The sequence below is a fragment of the Venatoribacter cucullus genome (genome assembly GCF_016132445.1).
GTDB lineage: Bacteria > Pseudomonadota > Gammaproteobacteria > Pseudomonadales > Oceanobacteraceae > Venatoribacter > Venatoribacter cucullus.
In genome coordinates, this window is the sequence record NZ_CP046056.1 from 2,689,570 (window position 1) to 2,706,177 (window position 16,608).

At 58.6% G+C, this 16,608-nt stretch carries 18 protein-coding genes; 10 read left to right on the plus strand and 8 right to left on the minus strand.

Annotation, left to right across the window (positions count from 1 at the left end):
- Positions 1-74: 74 nt before the first annotated feature.
- Positions 75-1,808 (plus strand): gamma-glutamyltransferase, encoded by a 1,734-nt coding sequence (ggt, locus tag GJQ55_RS12695; RefSeq protein WP_228345335.1) that lies wholly within the window; start codon positions 75-77, stop codon positions 1,806-1,808.
- Positions 1,805-2,542: an envelope biogenesis factor ElyC gene (elyC, locus tag GJQ55_RS12700; RefSeq protein ID WP_228345336.1), complete on the plus strand. Its 738-nt coding sequence runs from the start codon at positions 1,805-1,807 to the stop codon at positions 2,540-2,542. Before ggt ends, elyC begins: the two co-directional genes overlap by 4 nt.
- A 71-nt stretch (positions 2,543-2,613) precedes the next feature.
- Here the strand turns inward: elyC and GJQ55_RS12705 are convergent, their stop codons facing one another.
- From GJQ55_RS12705 to radC, 5 genes are all read right to left on the minus strand, one after another.
- Positions 2,614-3,438, minus strand: a complete 825-nt coding sequence (locus tag GJQ55_RS12705; protein WP_228345337.1) for an outer membrane beta-barrel protein — start codon at positions 3,436-3,438, stop codon at positions 2,614-2,616.
- A gap of 85 nt (positions 3,439-3,523) precedes the next feature.
- The gene (gene mutM, locus GJQ55_RS12710; protein WP_228345338.1) at positions 3,524-4,333 is read right to left on the minus strand and encodes a bifunctional DNA-formamidopyrimidine glycosylase/DNA-(apurinic or apyrimidinic site) lyase; all 810 of its coding nucleotides are present in this window, start codon (positions 4,331-4,333) and stop codon (positions 3,524-3,526) included.
- Between the two features lie 200 nt (positions 4,334-4,533).
- Positions 4,534-4,692 (minus strand): 50S ribosomal protein L33, encoded by a 159-nt coding sequence (rpmG, locus tag GJQ55_RS12715; RefSeq protein ID WP_145467589.1) that lies wholly within the window; start codon positions 4,690-4,692, stop codon positions 4,534-4,536.
- Positions 4,693-4,703: 11 nt separating this feature from the next.
- Complete coding sequence (gene rpmB, locus GJQ55_RS12720) at positions 4,704-4,940, minus strand: 50S ribosomal protein L28 (RefSeq protein ID WP_228345339.1); 237 nt, start codon at positions 4,938-4,940, stop codon at positions 4,704-4,706.
- A 218-nt stretch (positions 4,941-5,158) separates the two neighbouring features.
- Entirely contained in the window at positions 5,159-5,833 is a 675-nt protein-coding gene (gene radC, locus GJQ55_RS12725; protein ID WP_228345340.1) for a RadC family protein, read from the minus strand.
- Between the two features lie 64 nt (positions 5,834-5,897).
- Between radC and coaBC the strand changes: the two genes are divergently transcribed.
- The 5 genes from coaBC to slmA all read left to right on the plus strand — a co-directional run bounded on the left by coaBC (position 5,898) and on the right by slmA (position 11,820).
- A complete protein-coding gene (gene coaBC / locus GJQ55_RS12730) occupies positions 5,898-7,118 on the plus strand; it encodes a bifunctional phosphopantothenoylcysteine decarboxylase/phosphopantothenate--cysteine ligase CoaBC (RefSeq protein WP_228345341.1) in 1,221 nt (406 codons plus the stop codon).
- 29 nt (positions 7,119-7,147) lie between these two features.
- On the plus strand, positions 7,148-7,603 hold the full coding sequence (gene dut / locus GJQ55_RS12735; RefSeq protein WP_228345342.1) for a dUTP diphosphatase: 456 nt from the start codon (positions 7,148-7,150) through the stop codon (positions 7,601-7,603).
- Positions 7,604-7,673: 70 nt separating this feature from the next.
- Positions 7,674-10,169 carry a phosphomannomutase/phosphoglucomutase gene (locus tag GJQ55_RS12740; protein ID WP_228345343.1) on the plus strand — a complete coding sequence of 832 codons (2,496 nt, stop codon included), beginning with the start codon at positions 7,674-7,676 and terminating at the stop codon, positions 10,167-10,169.
- Between the two features lie 117 nt (positions 10,170-10,286).
- Positions 10,287-11,189, plus strand: a complete 903-nt coding sequence (argB, locus tag GJQ55_RS12745; RefSeq protein ID WP_228345344.1) for an acetylglutamate kinase — start codon at positions 10,287-10,289, stop codon at positions 11,187-11,189.
- A gap of 10 nt (positions 11,190-11,199) precedes the next feature.
- Entirely contained in the window at positions 11,200-11,820 is a 621-nt protein-coding gene (gene slmA, locus GJQ55_RS12750) for a nucleoid occlusion factor SlmA (protein WP_228345345.1), read from the plus strand.
- Between the two features lie 53 nt (positions 11,821-11,873).
- On the opposite strand, the gene GJQ55_RS12755 is transcribed toward slmA, so the two are convergent.
- Complete coding sequence (locus GJQ55_RS12755; protein ID WP_228345346.1) at positions 11,874-12,557, minus strand: hypothetical protein; 684 nt, start codon at positions 12,555-12,557, stop codon at positions 11,874-11,876.
- 2 nt (positions 12,558-12,559) lie between these two features.
- Complete coding sequence (gene pyrE / locus GJQ55_RS12760; RefSeq protein WP_228345347.1) at positions 12,560-13,207, minus strand: orotate phosphoribosyltransferase; 648 nt, start codon at positions 13,205-13,207, stop codon at positions 12,560-12,562.
- A gap of 148 nt (positions 13,208-13,355) precedes the next feature.
- On the opposite strand from pyrE, the gene GJQ55_RS12765 reads away from it, so the two are divergent.
- Entirely contained in the window at positions 13,356-14,129 is a 774-nt protein-coding gene (locus GJQ55_RS12765; protein ID WP_228345348.1) for an exodeoxyribonuclease III, read from the plus strand.
- Between the two features lie 111 nt (positions 14,130-14,240).
- Here the strand turns inward: GJQ55_RS12765 and rph are convergent, their stop codons facing one another.
- A complete protein-coding gene (rph, locus tag GJQ55_RS12770) occupies positions 14,241-14,957 on the minus strand; it encodes a ribonuclease PH (protein WP_228345349.1) in 717 nt (238 codons plus the stop codon).
- A gap of 98 nt (positions 14,958-15,055) precedes the next feature.
- Here rph and GJQ55_RS12775 point away from each other — a divergent pair, with 98 nt between their 5' ends.
- On the plus strand, positions 15,056-15,919 hold the full coding sequence (locus GJQ55_RS12775) for a YicC/YloC family endoribonuclease (protein WP_228345350.1): 864 nt from the start codon (positions 15,056-15,058) through the stop codon (positions 15,917-15,919).
- A gap of 9 nt (positions 15,920-15,928) precedes the next feature.
- Positions 15,929-16,546, plus strand: a complete 618-nt coding sequence (gene gmk, locus GJQ55_RS12780; protein WP_228346794.1) for a guanylate kinase — start codon at positions 15,929-15,931, stop codon at positions 16,544-16,546.
- The last annotated feature ends 62 nt before the right edge of the window (positions 16,547-16,608 follow it).

A 16,608-nucleotide genomic window follows, 5' to 3' on the forward strand; every position in this document is an offset into this window, starting at 1 on the left:
GTCCCGGCCCGGCAGGCTTGAACTGCACCGTTAACCTGCCCAGACTAAGGCCTCCCGAACCGGAGGCCTTTTTTATGCTTGCTTCTCTGCGCCGGCAGCGCGGCTTACTGCGTACTGCTGTGTCTTTTTTTCTGCTGCTGAGTCTCAGCAGCTGCACGCTGTTTGATCCATGGTTTTCCCCATCGACTGATACCAGCGCCCGCATTCCGGCCGCGGTGGCCAGTGCCCATCCGCTCGCCACTCAGGCTGGGCTGGATATTCTCGCTGCCGGTGGCAACGCCGTGGATGCCGCCATTGCGGTGGCCGCCAGTCTTGGGGTGGTAGAACCCTACAGCGCCGGCATCGGCGGCGGCGGTTTCTGGTTGCTGTATGACGCCGGCGAAGATCGCTACCGCTTTATCGATGCCCGGGAAACCGCACCGGCGGCCGCCCACCGTGATTACTATCTGGATGCCGATGGCCGCGTTAATCGTGATCGCGCCATCAACGGCCCCAGCGCCGCAGGTATTCCCGGCCAACCAGCCGCCTTTGCTCACCTGAGCGAACACTATGGCCAGCTGCCGCTGACCCAAACCCTGGCCGCCGCCATTCAGCAAGCCCGCGATGGCTTTGCCGTGGATGAAAAATACCGCAGCTGGCTGGGCTTCCGGCTGGAAACCCTGCGCCGCTATCCGGAGTCGGCCCGTATTTTTCTGCAACAAAATGAGATTCCCGCCGTTGGCCATATCATCCGCCAGCCGGATTTAGCCGACACACTGACCGCCCTGGCCCGTCAGGGCCATGCCGGCTTTTATCAGGGGCCGGTGGCCGAACGCCTGTTGACCGAGGTGCGCCGCCATGGCGGTGACTGGAGCGCCGCGGATCTGGCAGATTACCGTGTTATTGAACGCCAGCCGCTGCAAGTGCAGTACGGCGAGCTGAAGGTGATCAGTGCGCCACCGCCGTCGTCCGGGGGCATAGCCCTGATTCAGATGCTGAATATGCTTAACCATTACACCTGGCAACAACTGCCGGCAGTGCCACAGACCCACCTGCTCACCGAAGTGATGCGCCGCGCTTACCGCGACCGGGCGGAATTTCTGGGTGACCCCGACTTTACCAAGGTACCGGTGTCCATGCTGCTGGCCGAACAACGGGCTGCCGACTGGGTAAAAAGCATCAATATGGACAGCGCCACGCCAAGCCTGAGCCTGAGCGGCAGCAAAACCCACGATGGTGGCTTCCACACCACTCACCTGTCGGTCATCGACCACCAGGGCAATATGGTGTCGGCCACCCTCAGCATTAACCTGCCGTTCGGCTCGGCCTTTACTGCCGCCGGCACCGGCGTGCTGCTGAACAATGAAATGGATGATTTCTCTGCCAAGCCGGGCGAACCCAATGCCTATGGACTGGTCGGTAACGAAGCCAATGCCATTGCGCCGGGCAAACGGCCGTTATCCAGCATGACCCCGACCATCATCAACAGCCCGCAACAGGCCGCGATTCTGGGCACGCCCGGTGGCAGCCGCATTATCAGCATGGTGTTCCTCGGCGCCCTGGAGCACCTGCAGGGCAAACCGGTGGAAGATTGGGTCAGCCGGCCACGTTTCCATCACCAATACCTGCCCGACCGCATTGAGCACGAACCCGATACTTTCAGTGCCGATGAGCAGGAAGCCCTGCAGGCGCTGGGCCACCAATTGCATAATGTCGGTCGCGATTACGGCAATATGCAGGCGATTTTATGGAACAAAGCCACTAATAGGGTCAGCGCCGCCGCCGACCCGCGCGGCCTTGGCCATGCTGAAGTAAAACCCCTGCCATGATCGCGTTTTATCTGAAAAAAGTGCTGGGCATGCTGCTGATGCCCATTCCGCTGACGCTGATCCTGATGCTGGCCGGGCTGGCGTTACTGCGTCGCCGGCCACGGCTCGGTCGCGGGCTGATCGGTGGTGCAGCTCTGTGGCTGGCACTGACCAGCTGGCATCCGGTTGCCGACCGGCTGCTGGCGCCCTTCGAGGATAACTACCCGGTCTTTGATCTTAGCCAGCCGGTCGAGGTGGTGGTGGTACTGGGCGGTTGTCATGCCACCGACAACTCGGTGCCACCGGCAGGCCAGCTCTGTTCCAGCTCGCTGTTCCGCCTGACCGAAGGCTTACGCATTCTGGCCGCCAACCCGCAGGCGCTGCTGACGGTTTCGGGTTACGCCGGCCCGGATGCGCGCCCGCATGCTGAGGTGATGCAGGAGATTGCCATCAGCATGGGCGTTGCCGCCGGGCGTATCCACGCCTTCCCACAAGTACGGGATACCGCCGAAGAAGCCGCCTTACTGGCGCCGCTGCTGCAGGGCAAAGCCTTTGCGCTGGTCAGCGAAGCCTCGCACCTGCCCCGGGCGCTGCCGTTTTTTACCGCCCGGGGCTTAGCGCCGCTGCCGGCGCCGGCCATGAAGATGAGCAGCCCCGATTCTGACTGGCGACTGGAAGCCCGGGCGGCACTGAAAAGTGAGCGGGCATTTTACGAAGGGCTGGGGCGGCTGTGGCAATGGCTGCGGCACGGCTAAGTCTGATACAACCGGCATAAAAAAACGGCCGCGGGTAAAACCGGCGGCCGTTTTTTTTGCACAGTATCAGATCAGAACATAATGCTCAGATTCAGGTCAGCCGCATCAATAACGCTGTCGTAACCTTTATCGCTGTCCTGCATATCATAGCGGGTGTAATCCAGCCCCAGACGAACGGAATCCGTCAGCCAGGCATCCAGACCAACGCCATATAAGAAATCCAGACCGCTGGCTTCACCTTTGGCTGCACCCACCTCACGATCGGTGTTCCAGTAGTGACCACCCAGCTTGAACATCAGGTCGAAAGCACCCAGATCCCGACCGAAGCGGGTCACAATCTGATACGACAGGGTGGAATCATTAACCTTGGTGCCGCCAACGGTCAGATCAGCGTCACCCAACTGTTTGGCACCCAGCATCACATCAAACCGGCTCTTGTCGCTGAGCGCAAAATGCGTACCCAGATACAGACCATAAGACGGGCCAGATTCGCTCTCACCAAGTGTATCGACAAACCCCATACCGCCACTGAGGGTGACGAAATGCTGAATCCGCTTGCTGCCATCGCTGTCACTCAAACGACTGACCTGGTTATCCACCTGACGGCAGCCCAGACAGCGGATAAAACCCGCCTGCAGCGGTGTGACCACCAGCGTCTCAGCGGCCTGGTCGGCGTTACCGCCCAGCAGGGTAAACGGCAACGTGACGGCATAGACGGCGGCCCCTACCTGCGACAACAGGAAATACACCGGGCGCACCACCACGGCATCGGCAACCATGGCACCGGCACTGGGGGTTTCTTCAATCCGCTGGGCATTGGCCAGCGGGCTCAACGCCAGCAGTGCGCTGACCGTTGCAATGGATACTGTATTCCGTAAGGTCACCATCGGTTGCATTGTTATTCCTCTTCAGATGCAGGTGCTGATACAGGGCGACTATAACAGCCGCCGCTAACGCCGTCACGACTGACAAACAGGCGCCTCAGCGCTGACAGCGCGGGCAATAGACCGTGCTGCGCTGGCCCAGCCGTATTTCTTTCAGGGTTGTGGCGCAGTCCTTACAAGCCTCACCGCCACGCCCGTACACCAGCAACTGCTGGGCAAAGTAACCGGGCTTGCCATCGCCACCGACAAAGTCGCGCAAGGTCGTGCCGCCCTGGGTAATGGAGCGGTCCAGTACGGTTTTAATTTCCGTTACCAGCCGTTCATATCGGGCCAGGCTGATTTTACCGGCTGGGGTCTGAGGGCGGATACCGGCGCTGAACAGGCTTTCGTTGGCGTAGATATTCCCCACCCCCACCACCACACTGCCGTCCATCACAAAGGTTTTAACCGCCTGTTTTTTACCCCGTGACTGCTGGTACAGATACTCTGCTGTAAACGCTTCCGACAGTGGCTCCGGCCCCAGATGGGCCAGATGGCTGCTGAATTGGCCCGGCGGCACATACAGCAACGCACCAAACCGGCGCGGGTCGTGGTAACGCAGCACCTTGCCGTTCGCCATTACCCAATCAATATGGTCATGCTTACCCGGCTCGCTGCCCGGTTCCACCAGCCGCAACGAACCCGACATGCCCAGATGCCAGATGGCCGTGCCGGCGGCGGTTTCCACCAGAATATACTTAGCGCGGCGGGTAACCGCTTTAATGGTCTGGCCAGTTAAGGTCTGAATGGCATCCTCCACCGGCCAGCGTAAGTGTGGCTGGCGGATAACAATCTGCTCAATACGTTGCTGCTGCAGCCAGGGTTCTATACCACGACGGGTGGTTTCGACTTCGGGGAGTTCGGGCATGGCGGATGATGTCGTTTGAAGATGAAAGACTCAGCGGCTTTTGTCGTTCAGCGTTGGGCGTTGGGCGTTGGGATTTTCTGCTGAGCACGCCGAACCCTTAACCCTGAACGCTCAACATTGTTGCAAGCTGAACCCTCAACCTTGAACAAAGCCTATAAAAAAACCCGGCCGAAGCCGGGTTTTTTCAGAGCCAGTATCAATTACTTGATCTTGGCTTCTTTGTACATAACGTGCTGACGGATCACGGGATCAAATTTTTTGATCTCCATTTTTTCCGGCATAGTACGCTTGTTTTTGTCAGTAGTGTAGAAGTGGCCGGTACCGGCACTGGACACCAGACGGATTTTATCGCGTGGCATAGCAGGTCTCCTTAGACTTTTTCGCCGCGGGCGCGCAGTTCAGCCAGGACAACATCGATACCTTTCTTATCGATGATGCGCATACCCTTGGTTGAAATACGCAGACGCACAAAACGGTTTTCACTCTCTACCCAGAAACGGTGATGTTGCAGGTTAGGCAGAAAACGGCGCTTGGTTTTAATTTGGGAGTGGGAAACTTTGTTTCCGACTGCAGGACCCTTTCCTGTTACTTGGCAAACCTTAGACATTGATCTTAGCCCCGATTTTAACTGTATCGAACAAACTCAAATTCGTTACCAACCGTGGGCATTCGCCATCCTGTGGATGACAATTTACGGCCCTGGCTGAAATGAGCTGCGCTTTATACCAAAACGACCAGAGGGTAGCAAGCGAAAGCTTATTTTTTCGCCAACGTCGCCAACAACTGAATCCGGCATCCCCGTCTCCCGCCCGGCGTTCAGCGCGGCTACATCCAGCCGCGCTCAGCAAACGACTCACAGTACCCGTCACCAACAATCAGATGATCCAGCACCCGCACATCCACCAGCGCCAGCGCCTGCTGCAACCGTTCGGTAATGGCGCGGTCGGCCTGGCTGGGTTCGGCAATGCCGGACGGGTGGTTATGCACCAGAATCACGGCGGCGGCGCTGTGCGCCAGCACCAGCTTCACCACTTCGCGTGGGTATACGGCGGCGCCGTCGATGGTGCCGCGGAACAGTTCGCTGTATTTCAGCACCCGGTGCTGGTTATCCAGCATTAATAGGGCAAAGACTTCGTAGTCACGGTCACGCAGCTGTGCCTGCAGATAACGGCGGGTCAGTTCCGGGCTGGTCAGCGCTTCGCTGCGGTTCAGTTGTTCCGCCAGATGACGACGGGCCATTTCCAGCACCGCCTGCAACTGGGCAAACTTGGCGGCCCCCAGTCCCAATGGCTGACAGAACGCTTGTTGATCAGCGGTTAACAGACTGCGTAAGCCACCGAACTCCTGCAGCAGCTCGCGGGCCAGGTCAACAGCGCTTTTTCCTTTCACGCCGGTGCGCAGAAAAATCGCCAGCAATTCGGCATCCGACAGGCTGCCGGCACCCTGTAATAACAGCTTTTCCCGTGGTCGTTCCTGTTCCGGCCAGTCACTGATTGCCATGCCTACCTCCCTGCAGGTCTGTGTTATATACTTGCCGGCCATTCTAGGCAGCCCGGATCCGACCATGCAACAACTCTGCAACAAGCGCATTCTGCTTGGCGTAACGGGTGGTATTGCCGCCTATAAATCAGCCGAACTGATCCGTTTGCTGAAGAAAGCCGGAGCGGATGTGCAGGTGGTGATGACCGCTGGCGCCATGGAGTTTATAACCCCTCTTACCCTGCAGGCGCTGTCCGGCAATCCGGTGCACCACGCCCTGCTCGACCCGGAAGCCGAAGCCGGCATGGGCCATATTGAGCTGGCGCGCTGGGCCGATCTGGTACTGGTGGCACCGGCGACCGCCAATTTTATTGCCCGTCTGACCCAGGGTCTGGGCAACGACCTGCTCACGACCCTGTGCCTGGCGACCGAAGCCCCGCTGGTATTGGCACCGGCGATGAATCAGGCCATGTGGCGTGATCCGATGACGCAGGCCAATCTCGAACGTCTGCAGGATCTGAAAGGCCCGCAAGTGTCACTGCTCGGCCCGGCCGATGGCGTACAGGCCTGTGGCGATACCGGCCCCGGCCGCATGCTGGAGCCGGAGCTGATTGCCGAAGGGATCGCCGGCCTGTTCCAGAGCGATATTCTCAGTGGCGTGCGGGTGGTGATTACCGCCGGCCCGACCCGCGAAGCCATCGACCCGGTGCGTTATATCTCCAATCACAGCTCCGGCAAAATGGGCTTTGCGCTGGCCACCGCCGCCATGGAAGCCGGCGCCCGCGTCACCCTGATCCGGGGCCCGGTTAACCTGCCCGACCCGGATCGTATTCAATGCCTGCGGGTCGAGTCGGCCCGCGATATGCTCGAAGCCTCGCTGCAGCAGCTGGGCGAGTGCGATATTTTTATCGCCGCCGCCGCCGTCGCCGATTACCGCCCGCTGCAAACCGCCGACCAGAAAATTAAAAAGTCCGCCGCCTCCGACACCCTGGAGCTGACGCTGGTGAAAAACCCCGACATTGTGGCCACCGTCGCCGGTCACGAACAGCGTCCTTTTACCGTTGGTTTTGCCGCTGAAACTCAGGATGTGGAAAACTACGCCCGCCACAAACTGCAGCAGAAAAATCTGGATATAATCGTCGCCAACGACGTCTCGCGCAGCGATATCGGCTTTAACAGTGATGAAAACGCCGTTACCGTATTCTGGCAGCAAAGCCAGCAGGCGTTTGGCCAAATGAGCAAAACCACGCTGGCGCGCGAGCTGGTGCGGCTGATTGCTCAACGCTACCGGGCGGCTACCGAATAATACCTACCATTACGACACAGGGATTTTCCATGCATAAGTTACAGGTCAAACTGCTCGATCCACGGCTGGGCAACAGCATCCCGCTGCCGCAGTACGCCACCGCCGGTTCGGCCGGGCTGGATCTGCGCGCCTGCCTGGACGCACCCATGACATTGCACCCGGGTGATACCCAGCTGATCCGCACCGGCATGGCCATTTATATTGAAGACCCGTCGCTGGCCGCGGTTATTCTGCCGCGCTCCGGCTTAGGGCATAAACACGGTATTGTGCTGGGCAATCTGGTTGGCCTGATTGACTCTGATTATCAGGGTGAGCTGATGGTCAGCTGCTGGAACCGTGGCCAGCAAAGCTTCACCATTGATGTGGGCGAACGTCTGGCCCAGCTGGTGCTGGTACCGGTGGTGCAGGCCGCCTTTGAAGTGGTGGATGAATTTGTCGCTACCGAACGCGGCACCGGCGGCTTTGGCCATTCCGGCCGCGGCTGAAAGGCCAGATCACCACGATGAATAATAAGGCTCCGCACACTGACGGAGCCATGTGCAGGAAGGGATATCTATGAGCAAAGCCGCATCCGGGCCACAGCGCACCATTATTTTTTACAGCCGCATCACCATCTGGCTGGCCTTGTTATTCATTGCCGGCGGCATGGCCGTGCAAAGCCTGCAGGTGAACCTGTTTACCCAATCCGACGTTGACCGCGCGTTTGCCAACGCCATGGCCGAGCAGATGTCGCACGCGCTCAGTATCCGTCTGCAGGACACCCGCCGCCTGCAGCAGGCCGCCAGCAATCACCCACAAACCCTGCAGGCGCTGCGCGAAGACAACCCGGCCTGGCGCGCTACCCTGCGTCAGTTTCTGGCCGGTGCCAGCCAGCTGCGTCTGATCCGCCGCGACGATGCCATGGGCCTGCACACCACCCTCGGTTATGCGGTACAGGATCTGGTCAGCCGTACTCTGAACGGCGCCGATATGCGGCTGGAAGCGGTACAGCGTAATGGTGATCTGCACTTCTACTGGGCCTCGCCGGTGCGCGACGAACAACAGCGCATCGCCGGTGTGCTGCTGGCCGAATACGGCCCGGCCTGGCTCAGCCAGTTTCAGTCCGGCGCCAGCCAGACCCTCGGCCAGGTGGTGGTAACCCAGTACGTCGATAACGACCGCTCGCGCGGGCTGGAAATTTTCCGCACCGGTAAAGATGCTCCGCGCACCGGTACGCTGGTGACCTTGCCGATCAATGACTTCTGGTACCTTACCTACATTCCGGCCGAAGAGCGGCCGCAGCTCAGTCTGATGCCGATGGTCACGCCCTGGGTGGTGGTATTGCTGGCAACCCTGGTTGGTCTGTTTATTCTGGTGGGCCTGCAGAAACGTGAAATTCTGCGTAATCAATTGCAACTGCTGACCTATGTGCGCGGGTTAAGCCGCCGCGGCGTGGACGAACAACCCACCTTTACCCTGCGCCTGTTTCATGAACTGGCCGGCAGCATGCAGCACCTGATTCACACCCTGCGCCCCTCAGTCAGCACCAGCGTCACCAGCAGTCGCGACAACAGCCGCAACAAGCCGGATATTGTCTTTGAACCGGTACGAAAAACCCCGGTCAGCGCCCGCTTGGCGGCCACAGATAAAGGCTTGCCGGAACTGATGGTGGAAGAAATGGAGCATGAAGAACCGGCGTCGGTCAGCCAGAGCATCTTCCGTGCTTATGACATCCGCGGCATTGTCGGCCAGGATTTAACCCCGGAAATCACCTATTGGATTGGCCGGGCACTGGGGGCGGAAGTGCGCGAACGCGGTTTCAGCAAACTGGCGCTGGCCTGGGATGGCCGCCTGTCCAGCCCGTCACTCAGCAGTGAGCTGCAGCGCGGTGTGCTGGAAGCCGGCTGTCATGTCATCAGCCTCGGCGCCCAGCCCACCGGCCTGCTGTATTTTGCCACCCACGAACTCGATACCCCTTGCGGTGCCATGATTACCGGCAGCCATAATCCGGCCGAGTTTAACGGTATTAAAATCGTTATCGACCGCCATACGCTGGCGCAGGAAGAACTGATGGGGCTGTATCACCGCATCAAACGTGGAGACCTGCCGCGGGGTGAAGGCCAGCTGGAACAGCGGGATTTAAGCCCCGCTTACCTGCAGCGTATTGATGACGACATTCAGCTGGCCCGGCCGCTGAACATTGTGGTGGATGCCGGTAACGGTATCGCCGGCCCGCTGGCCGAACAATTACTGCAGCGACTGGGGGTTAACGCCACCTGCCTGTTCTGCGATGTCGATGGCAGCTTCCCCAACCATCACCCTGACCCGGGCGTACCGCACAATCTGCAAAGCCTGCAGCAAACCGTACTGGCCAACAAAGCCGATCTGGGCCTGGCCTTTGACGGTGACGGTGATCGGGTCGCGCTGGTCGACAACCATGGCAAAATCATCTGGCCAGACCGCCTGCTGATGCTGCTGGTGGAAGATATTCTGCCGCGCCATCCGGGCCGGGATGTGATTTACGACATAAAATCTTCGCGCCATCTGGCCACCTTAATCAGCCGTCACGGCGGCCGCCCGGCGATGTGGAAAACCGGCCATTCGCTGATGAAGCGCAAGATGCAGGAAACCCAGGCGGTAGTGGGTGGTGAATTCAGCGGCCACCTGTATATTCAGGATCGCTGGTACGGCTTCGACGACGGTCTGTACGCCGCCGCCCGCCTGCTGGAAATTCTCAGTCAGCGCAGCCAGAGCTGTGCCGAAGTGTTTGCTGCTCTGCCGGAAGATGTCAGCACCCCGGAAATCACCATCAACACCGATGATGTGCGCAAATTCAGCATTCTGAAAACACTGTCGGAAGATGCCCAGCTGACCGATGGCGCCCGGGTGTTCACCATGGACGGCCTGCGTATCGAATTCCCCGATGGCTGGGGTCTGGTGCGGCCGTCCAACACCACACCCAAACTGACGCTGCGCTTTGCCGGTAATAACGAAGCGGCGGTGGCGCGCCTGCAACAGCGGATGAAAGAAGCCCTGCAGCGCCACGCGCCGGAACTGCAGATTCCGTTCTGACCCGGGGCAACGCCGGCCGATTTCCGGTTGGCGGGCACAGCCCGGCTGACGCTATAATGCCGGGCCGGCACTCTCTGCCGGTCTGTTGTTTTTTTCTGCTCATCAAGGAGCCTGCCCATGCCGCTGTCGCGTGAAAACGCCGTTAATGCTTCCAAAGTTCTGAGCGAAGCCCTGCCCTATCTGCAGCGCTTTGTCGGCAAAACCATCGTCGTCAAATACGGCGGCAACGCCATGATCGACAACGATCTGGAGCGCAGCTTCGCCCGCGACATGGTGATGCTGAAACTGGTTGGCATTAACCCCATCGTGGTGCATGGCGGCGGCCCGCAAATCGGTGAGCTGCTGGAAAAACTGAATATTGAAAGCCGCTTCGTTAACGGTATGCGCGTCACCACCAGCGAAACCATGGACGTGGTGGAAATGGTCCTGGGCGGCCAGGTGAACAAGCAGATTGTGAACCTGATTAACCAGAACGGTGGCAAAGCCATCGGTTTAACCGGTACCGATGGCCAGCTGCTGAAAGCGCGCAAGCTGCACGTTACCCGTATGTCGCCTGAGCTGCAGAAGCCGGAAATCATCGACATCGGCCACGTCGGTGAAGTGGAATCGGTGAATACCGAAGTGCTGGATATGCTCACCAAGAGCAACTTTATTCCGGTGATTGCGCCCATTGGCGTGGGTGAAGACGGCACTTCCTACAACATCAACGCTGACCTGGTGGCGGGCAAAGTGGCCGAATTCCTGAAAGCGGAAAAACTGCTGCTGCTGACCAACATTGCCGGCCTGATGGATAAAGAAGGCAAGGTATTAACCGGCCTGACCACCCAGCAGGTGAATGACCTGATTGCCGACGGCACCATTTACGGCGGTATGCTGCCGAAAATTCAGTGTGCCCTGGATGCCGTACACGCCGGCGTTACCAGTGCCCATATTATCGACGGCCGTGTGGCCCACGCCACGCTGCTCGAGCTGTTCACCGATGAGGGTGTGGGTACCCTGATCACCAACAGCCGTCGCTGAGAGGCTTTTCATGACCGAAACAGGCGACAAACTGTCCCGCCGCGATCAGATTCTGCAGGCGCTGGTCACCATGCTGGAAAACAACCCCGGTGCGCGCATTACCACCGCCAACCTGGCGAAAGAAGTGGGCGTATCGGAAGCCGCGTTGTACCGGCATTTTCCCAGCAAAGCCAAGATGTTTGAGGGGCTGATCGCTTTTATTGAAGAGACGGTATTCTCGCGCATTACCCGCATCATGCAGGATTTCGAGCGTGCCGATGATCGCTGCGAAAAAACCTTAACACTGGTGCTGACCTTTGCGGAAAAAAATCCGGGCCTGTGCCGGCTGTTATCCGGTGATGCACTGGCCGGTGAGACCGAACGCCTGCGCGATCGCATGCAGCAGTTCTTCGACCGCATTGAAGCTCAGCTGAAACAGATTTTGCGTGAAGCCGAAATGCGCGAAGGAAAAGTACCGGTACAAACCGCCAGTGCCGCCGCCAACCTGCTGACGGCGCTGCTGGAAGGCCGTATCCGCCAGTATGTGCGCAGTGAATTCAAAGCACTGCCGACGACCTACTGGGACGAACAATGGCCAATGCTGCGCGTCTCTCTGCTGCGCGATAAAGACCTGAGCCGGATGCCGGTTTAACCCCATAAAAAACGGCGCCACGGCGCCGTTTTTTATGTCTGTTGTCTGCCGGTTCAGGGATTTTCCCGACCCGCTAACGTGCGGTCGACATGGTCCAGATCAACATCTTCGTCCAGCGTACCCGGTGCATACACCCGCAGAATCCGCACCCGTTCGTACTGATCGGCCATATCACGCGTCATTGCCTGCATCTCTTGCTGGCGCTGGCGAATATTGTTTTCACTGTCGCGGATACCATTCTGTAACTGCACCACTTCCAGGCGCAGGTCTGCCGGTACTTCCTGACCACGACGCTCGAAATTAGCGGCCGCATTCTGTGCCTGCCCGAGCTTCTGCTCCAGGTCGACAATACGCCGGCGCTGCAGCTGAATATAAGAGTCAATTTCATCCGCCTTGCGCTGCCGCGCGCGCTCCACATCGGCCGGACTGGCGTACAACCTTAATAAATCCAGGTCCTGCCGGCGCTGTTCGGCAATGGCTTCTTTGCGTGCTTTGGCAGCTGCTTCTGCGGCACGACGCTGCTCCAGTTCTTCTTTGGTAGGCGCTGGTTCCACCGTGCGCACCACCATGCCCTGACTGTTCAGTACCTGATACCCCAGATGGCTGTATTCAGCCGGAACGTGATCTTTCAGAACCACAGCACCATCGACGGTAAAACGATACAACTGGCGGGCCTGAGCGTGACTGGCCAGCAGTACACCCGACAACAGCACCGTTAACAGCAGGCTTGCTTTCATACTTATGAAACCCCGTATTGATCCCGGTAGGCGCGAATAGCAGCCGCATATTGCTGCAGCTCCGGCTGTTCCGATACATAATCCAGCACCTGATTCAGGCCCACGATACTGATGACTTTCATACCGAAGTCGCGTTCGACTTCCTGAATGGCCGACAGTTCACCCTGGCCTTTTTCCTGCCGGTCCAGCGCAATCAGCGCCGCCGCTGGCACCGCACCGTCGGCGCCCTGAATAATGGCCATGACTTCACGAATGGCGGTGCCGGCGGTAATGACATCATCGACAATCAGCACCCGACCCTGCAGCGGTGCCCCCACCAGCGAACCACCTTCGCCATGGGTTTTGGCTTCTTTGCGGTTAAACACATAGGGCACATCTTTGTGGTACTGATCAGCCAGCGCCACGGTTAATACCGCCGCCAGCGGAATACCTTTATAAGCCGGGCCAAACACCACATCGTAAGCCACGCCGGAATCTTCCAGAGCCGCAGCATAGAAGCGGCCTAACTGTGCCAGCGCTTTACCGCTGTTAAATAACCCGGCATTAAAAAAATAAGGACTGACACGACCGGATTTAAGGGTAAATTCACCGAATTTCAGCACGCCCTGAGCAATGGCAAATTCAATAAAGTCTTTCTGATAACTCTGCATAACAGATCCGCAACCGATGGCCGCAACCGGCCGGATTAAGGGGATAACGGCGCATCGCCTGACGCACAAAAACACAACATTCAGTGCCAATGTTAGCGACCCGCTCAAGATGGGTTATCATACACACAACGCCTGTCTGGAACCATGTATGAGGATTATCAGTTTACACGTCAACGGCCTGCAGCAAGCGGTCGAAAAAGGGTTGTATGCCTGGCTGAAAACCGCCGATGCGGATGTGGTTGCTATTCAGAACCTGAAAGCCAAAGAGTACCAGCTGCCCGATGCCGTGCTGTACCCGGAAGGCTTCAACGCCTACTTCTTTGATGCCGAAGCCGAAGGTTATTCCGGTGTGGCGATTCTGACCAAAGAAGTACCCAAGGCCATTATGACCGGCCTGGCCTTCCCGCAGTGCGATATGCAGGGCCGCTTTATTCAGGCCGATTTTCCGCACGTCAGTGTCGGCTCCGTGCTGTTTCCGGCGGTGGATGAATACAACAGCCTGGAAGACAAACTGGCCTTCCAGAAAGCCTTCCTTGACCATCTGAATAAAACCCGGCGTAAGCGCCGCGAGTTTATTTTCTGCGGTAACTTTGAAGCGGCGCATAAAACCGTGGATCTGGATAACTGGCAGGAACAACAGAGTACGCCCGGTTTTTTACCGGAAGAGCGCGCTTTCTTTGATCAGATGTTTGGCCCGGTCGGTTATGTCGATGCCTTCCGCGAAGCCAACTTCGGCGAAAACCAGTACACCTGGTGGCCGGACGCCGACAGCGCCCGGCGCAACCAGAATGGCTGGCGTAAGGATTATCAGATCTGCACGCCGTCCATTCGCCAGTTTGTGGTGGATGCCAAACTCGACACCAGCCTGCGCTTCGGCGATCACGCCGCGGTGATGGTGGAGTACGAGTTTGATGAGGACTGAGGCTCGCTGAGCGAGCCTTATCGTTCAAGGTTGAGGGTTAAGCGTTGAGCGAGCTTTTGTATCGAATACCGAGCCCGCAGAACCCTTAACCCTGAACGCTCACCCCAGAAACTAACCCGCCAACGCCGCCTTCTGCGCCGCACTCAGTTCCACAATGGCCTTCTGGGCCAGCGCCAGCATGGCGTTCAGTTCGTCCGGTGTGAAGGCTTCGCCTTCCGCCGTGCCCTGAATTTCCACAAAACCGCCGGTCTCGGTCATGATCACGTTCAGGTCGGTTTCGGCACTGGAATCTTCGGCGTAATCCAGATCCAGCACGGCTTCGCCCTTATAGATACCCACGGATACCGCCGCGATCATCTGCTTCAGCGGCTCGCCTTTGACTTTACCATTGGCTTTCAGCCAGTTAATGGCATCGGCCAGCGCCACACAAGCACCGGTAATAGATGCGGTGCGGGTGCCGCCGTCAGCCTGAATCACATCGCAGTCGATGGCGATGGTGTTTTCACCCAGTGCCGTCAGGTCAATGGCGGCGCGCAGGCTGCGGCCGATCAGGCGGGAAATTTCCACCGTACGGCCCTGCTGTTTGCCTTTGGCCGCTTCACGCTGCATGCGGGAACCGGTGGAGCGCGGCAGCATGCCGTACTCTGCAGTTACCCAGCCCTGGCCCTTGCCGCGCAGGAATGGCGGTACACTGGTTTCCACCGAGGCGGTACAGATCACTTTGGTATCACCGAATTCCACCAGCACGGAGCCTTCCGCGTGTTTGGTGTAGTTGCGGGTAATGCGGACGTCGCGCAACTGATCGGGGGTGCGACCACTGGGTCTCATACGGGAATCCTCTGGTTAACAATCGTATCGGGCCGGCATTATAGCGGCAAAAGCCCCCAGCCCTTACAATGAGCGGCAGTTTTTACGGAGTTCAGTGCATGGTATTCAGCATGACCGCCTTTGCCCGGGCCAGCAGCGAATGTCCGCAAGGGCGTTTCACCTGGGAAATCCGCTCGGTCAACAGCCGCTATCTGGAGCTGCATTTCCGCCTGCCGGATGCCTTCCGCGATCTGGAGCCGGCCCTGCGCGAACGGCTGCGCCAGCAGCTCAGCCGTGGCAAAGTCGAATGCGGGCTGCGTTTCCAGCCTATTCAGAGCAGCGAACGCCTGCAGGTAAACAGCGCCATGGTGCATGAACTGGTGCGGGCGGCTGATGAAGTGCAGGCGATTATTGGCCCCGGCAATGCCATGGATGTATTGGACGTGCTGCAATGGCCCGGCGTGCTCAGCAGCGAAGACGCCGACAGCAAAGCCCTGCAGGCAACGGCGTTACAGTCTTTTGATGACTGCCTGCAACAAAGCAAAACCGCCCGCGCCCGCGAAGGCACTGAACTGGCCGCCCTGATTCAGCAACGGCTGGCGACCATGCGCAGCCTGGTAGCCGGGGTACAGGAACAAATGCCCGCCGCACTGGCCGCGCAGCGCCAGCAGCTAGCCGATAAACTGGCCGCGCTGCAGGTACAGGCCGACCCGCAACGGCTGGAGACCGAACTGGTGTTACTGGCCCAGAAAGCCGATATTGCCGAAGAACTGGATCGCCTGAACACCCACCTGCAGGAAGTGGAACGAATTTTACAGGCCGGCGAACCCATCGGCCGCCGGCTCGATTTTATGATGCAGGAGCTCAACCGCGAGGCCAACACACTGTCGTCCAAATCCATTACTACCGGCATCACGCAGACCGCGGTCGATCTGAAAGTCCTGATCGAACAAATGCGCGAGCAGGTACAAAACATTGAATAACCGGACCTTATTATGATCGGCACCCTGTTTATCTTTTCTGCGCCCTCCGGCGCCGGCAAAACCAGCCTGGTAAAAGCCCTGCTGGAATGCACCCATCACATTGGCGTGTCGGTTTCCCACACCACCCGGGCGCCGCGCCCCGGTGAAGAAAATGGCAAGGACTATCACTTTGTCAGCACCGCCGAATTTCAGCGCATGATCGGCGAGGCCGCCTTTCTGGAGCACGCACAGGTGTTCGATAACTACTACGGCACCTCGCAGGCCTGGGTTGAAGCCGAGTTAGCCGCCGGCCGTGATGTGATTCTGGAAATCGACTGGCAGGGCGCGCAGCAGGTACGTCACTTAATGCCGGAGGCGGTCAGTGTCTTTATCGCCCCGCCATCCATTCAGACTCTGCGCGAACGCCTGGAGCGCCGGGGTCAGGACAGCGCTGACGTGATCGAGCGGCGGATGCGTGATGCCCGCACGGAAATGAGCCATTACGGCGAATATGACTACCTGATTATTAACGATAATTTCGACAACAGCCTGCAGGAATTGCGCTCAGTGGTGGTCGCCCGCCGGCACCGGCTGGCCGCCCAGCAACAACGCCATGCGGATATTCTGCAGGCTTTACTCAACGGCTGACTTCCCTTATGGCAGCATTCCGTTAAAATACCCGGTTCCACCGAATTCATCTGTCCACAGGA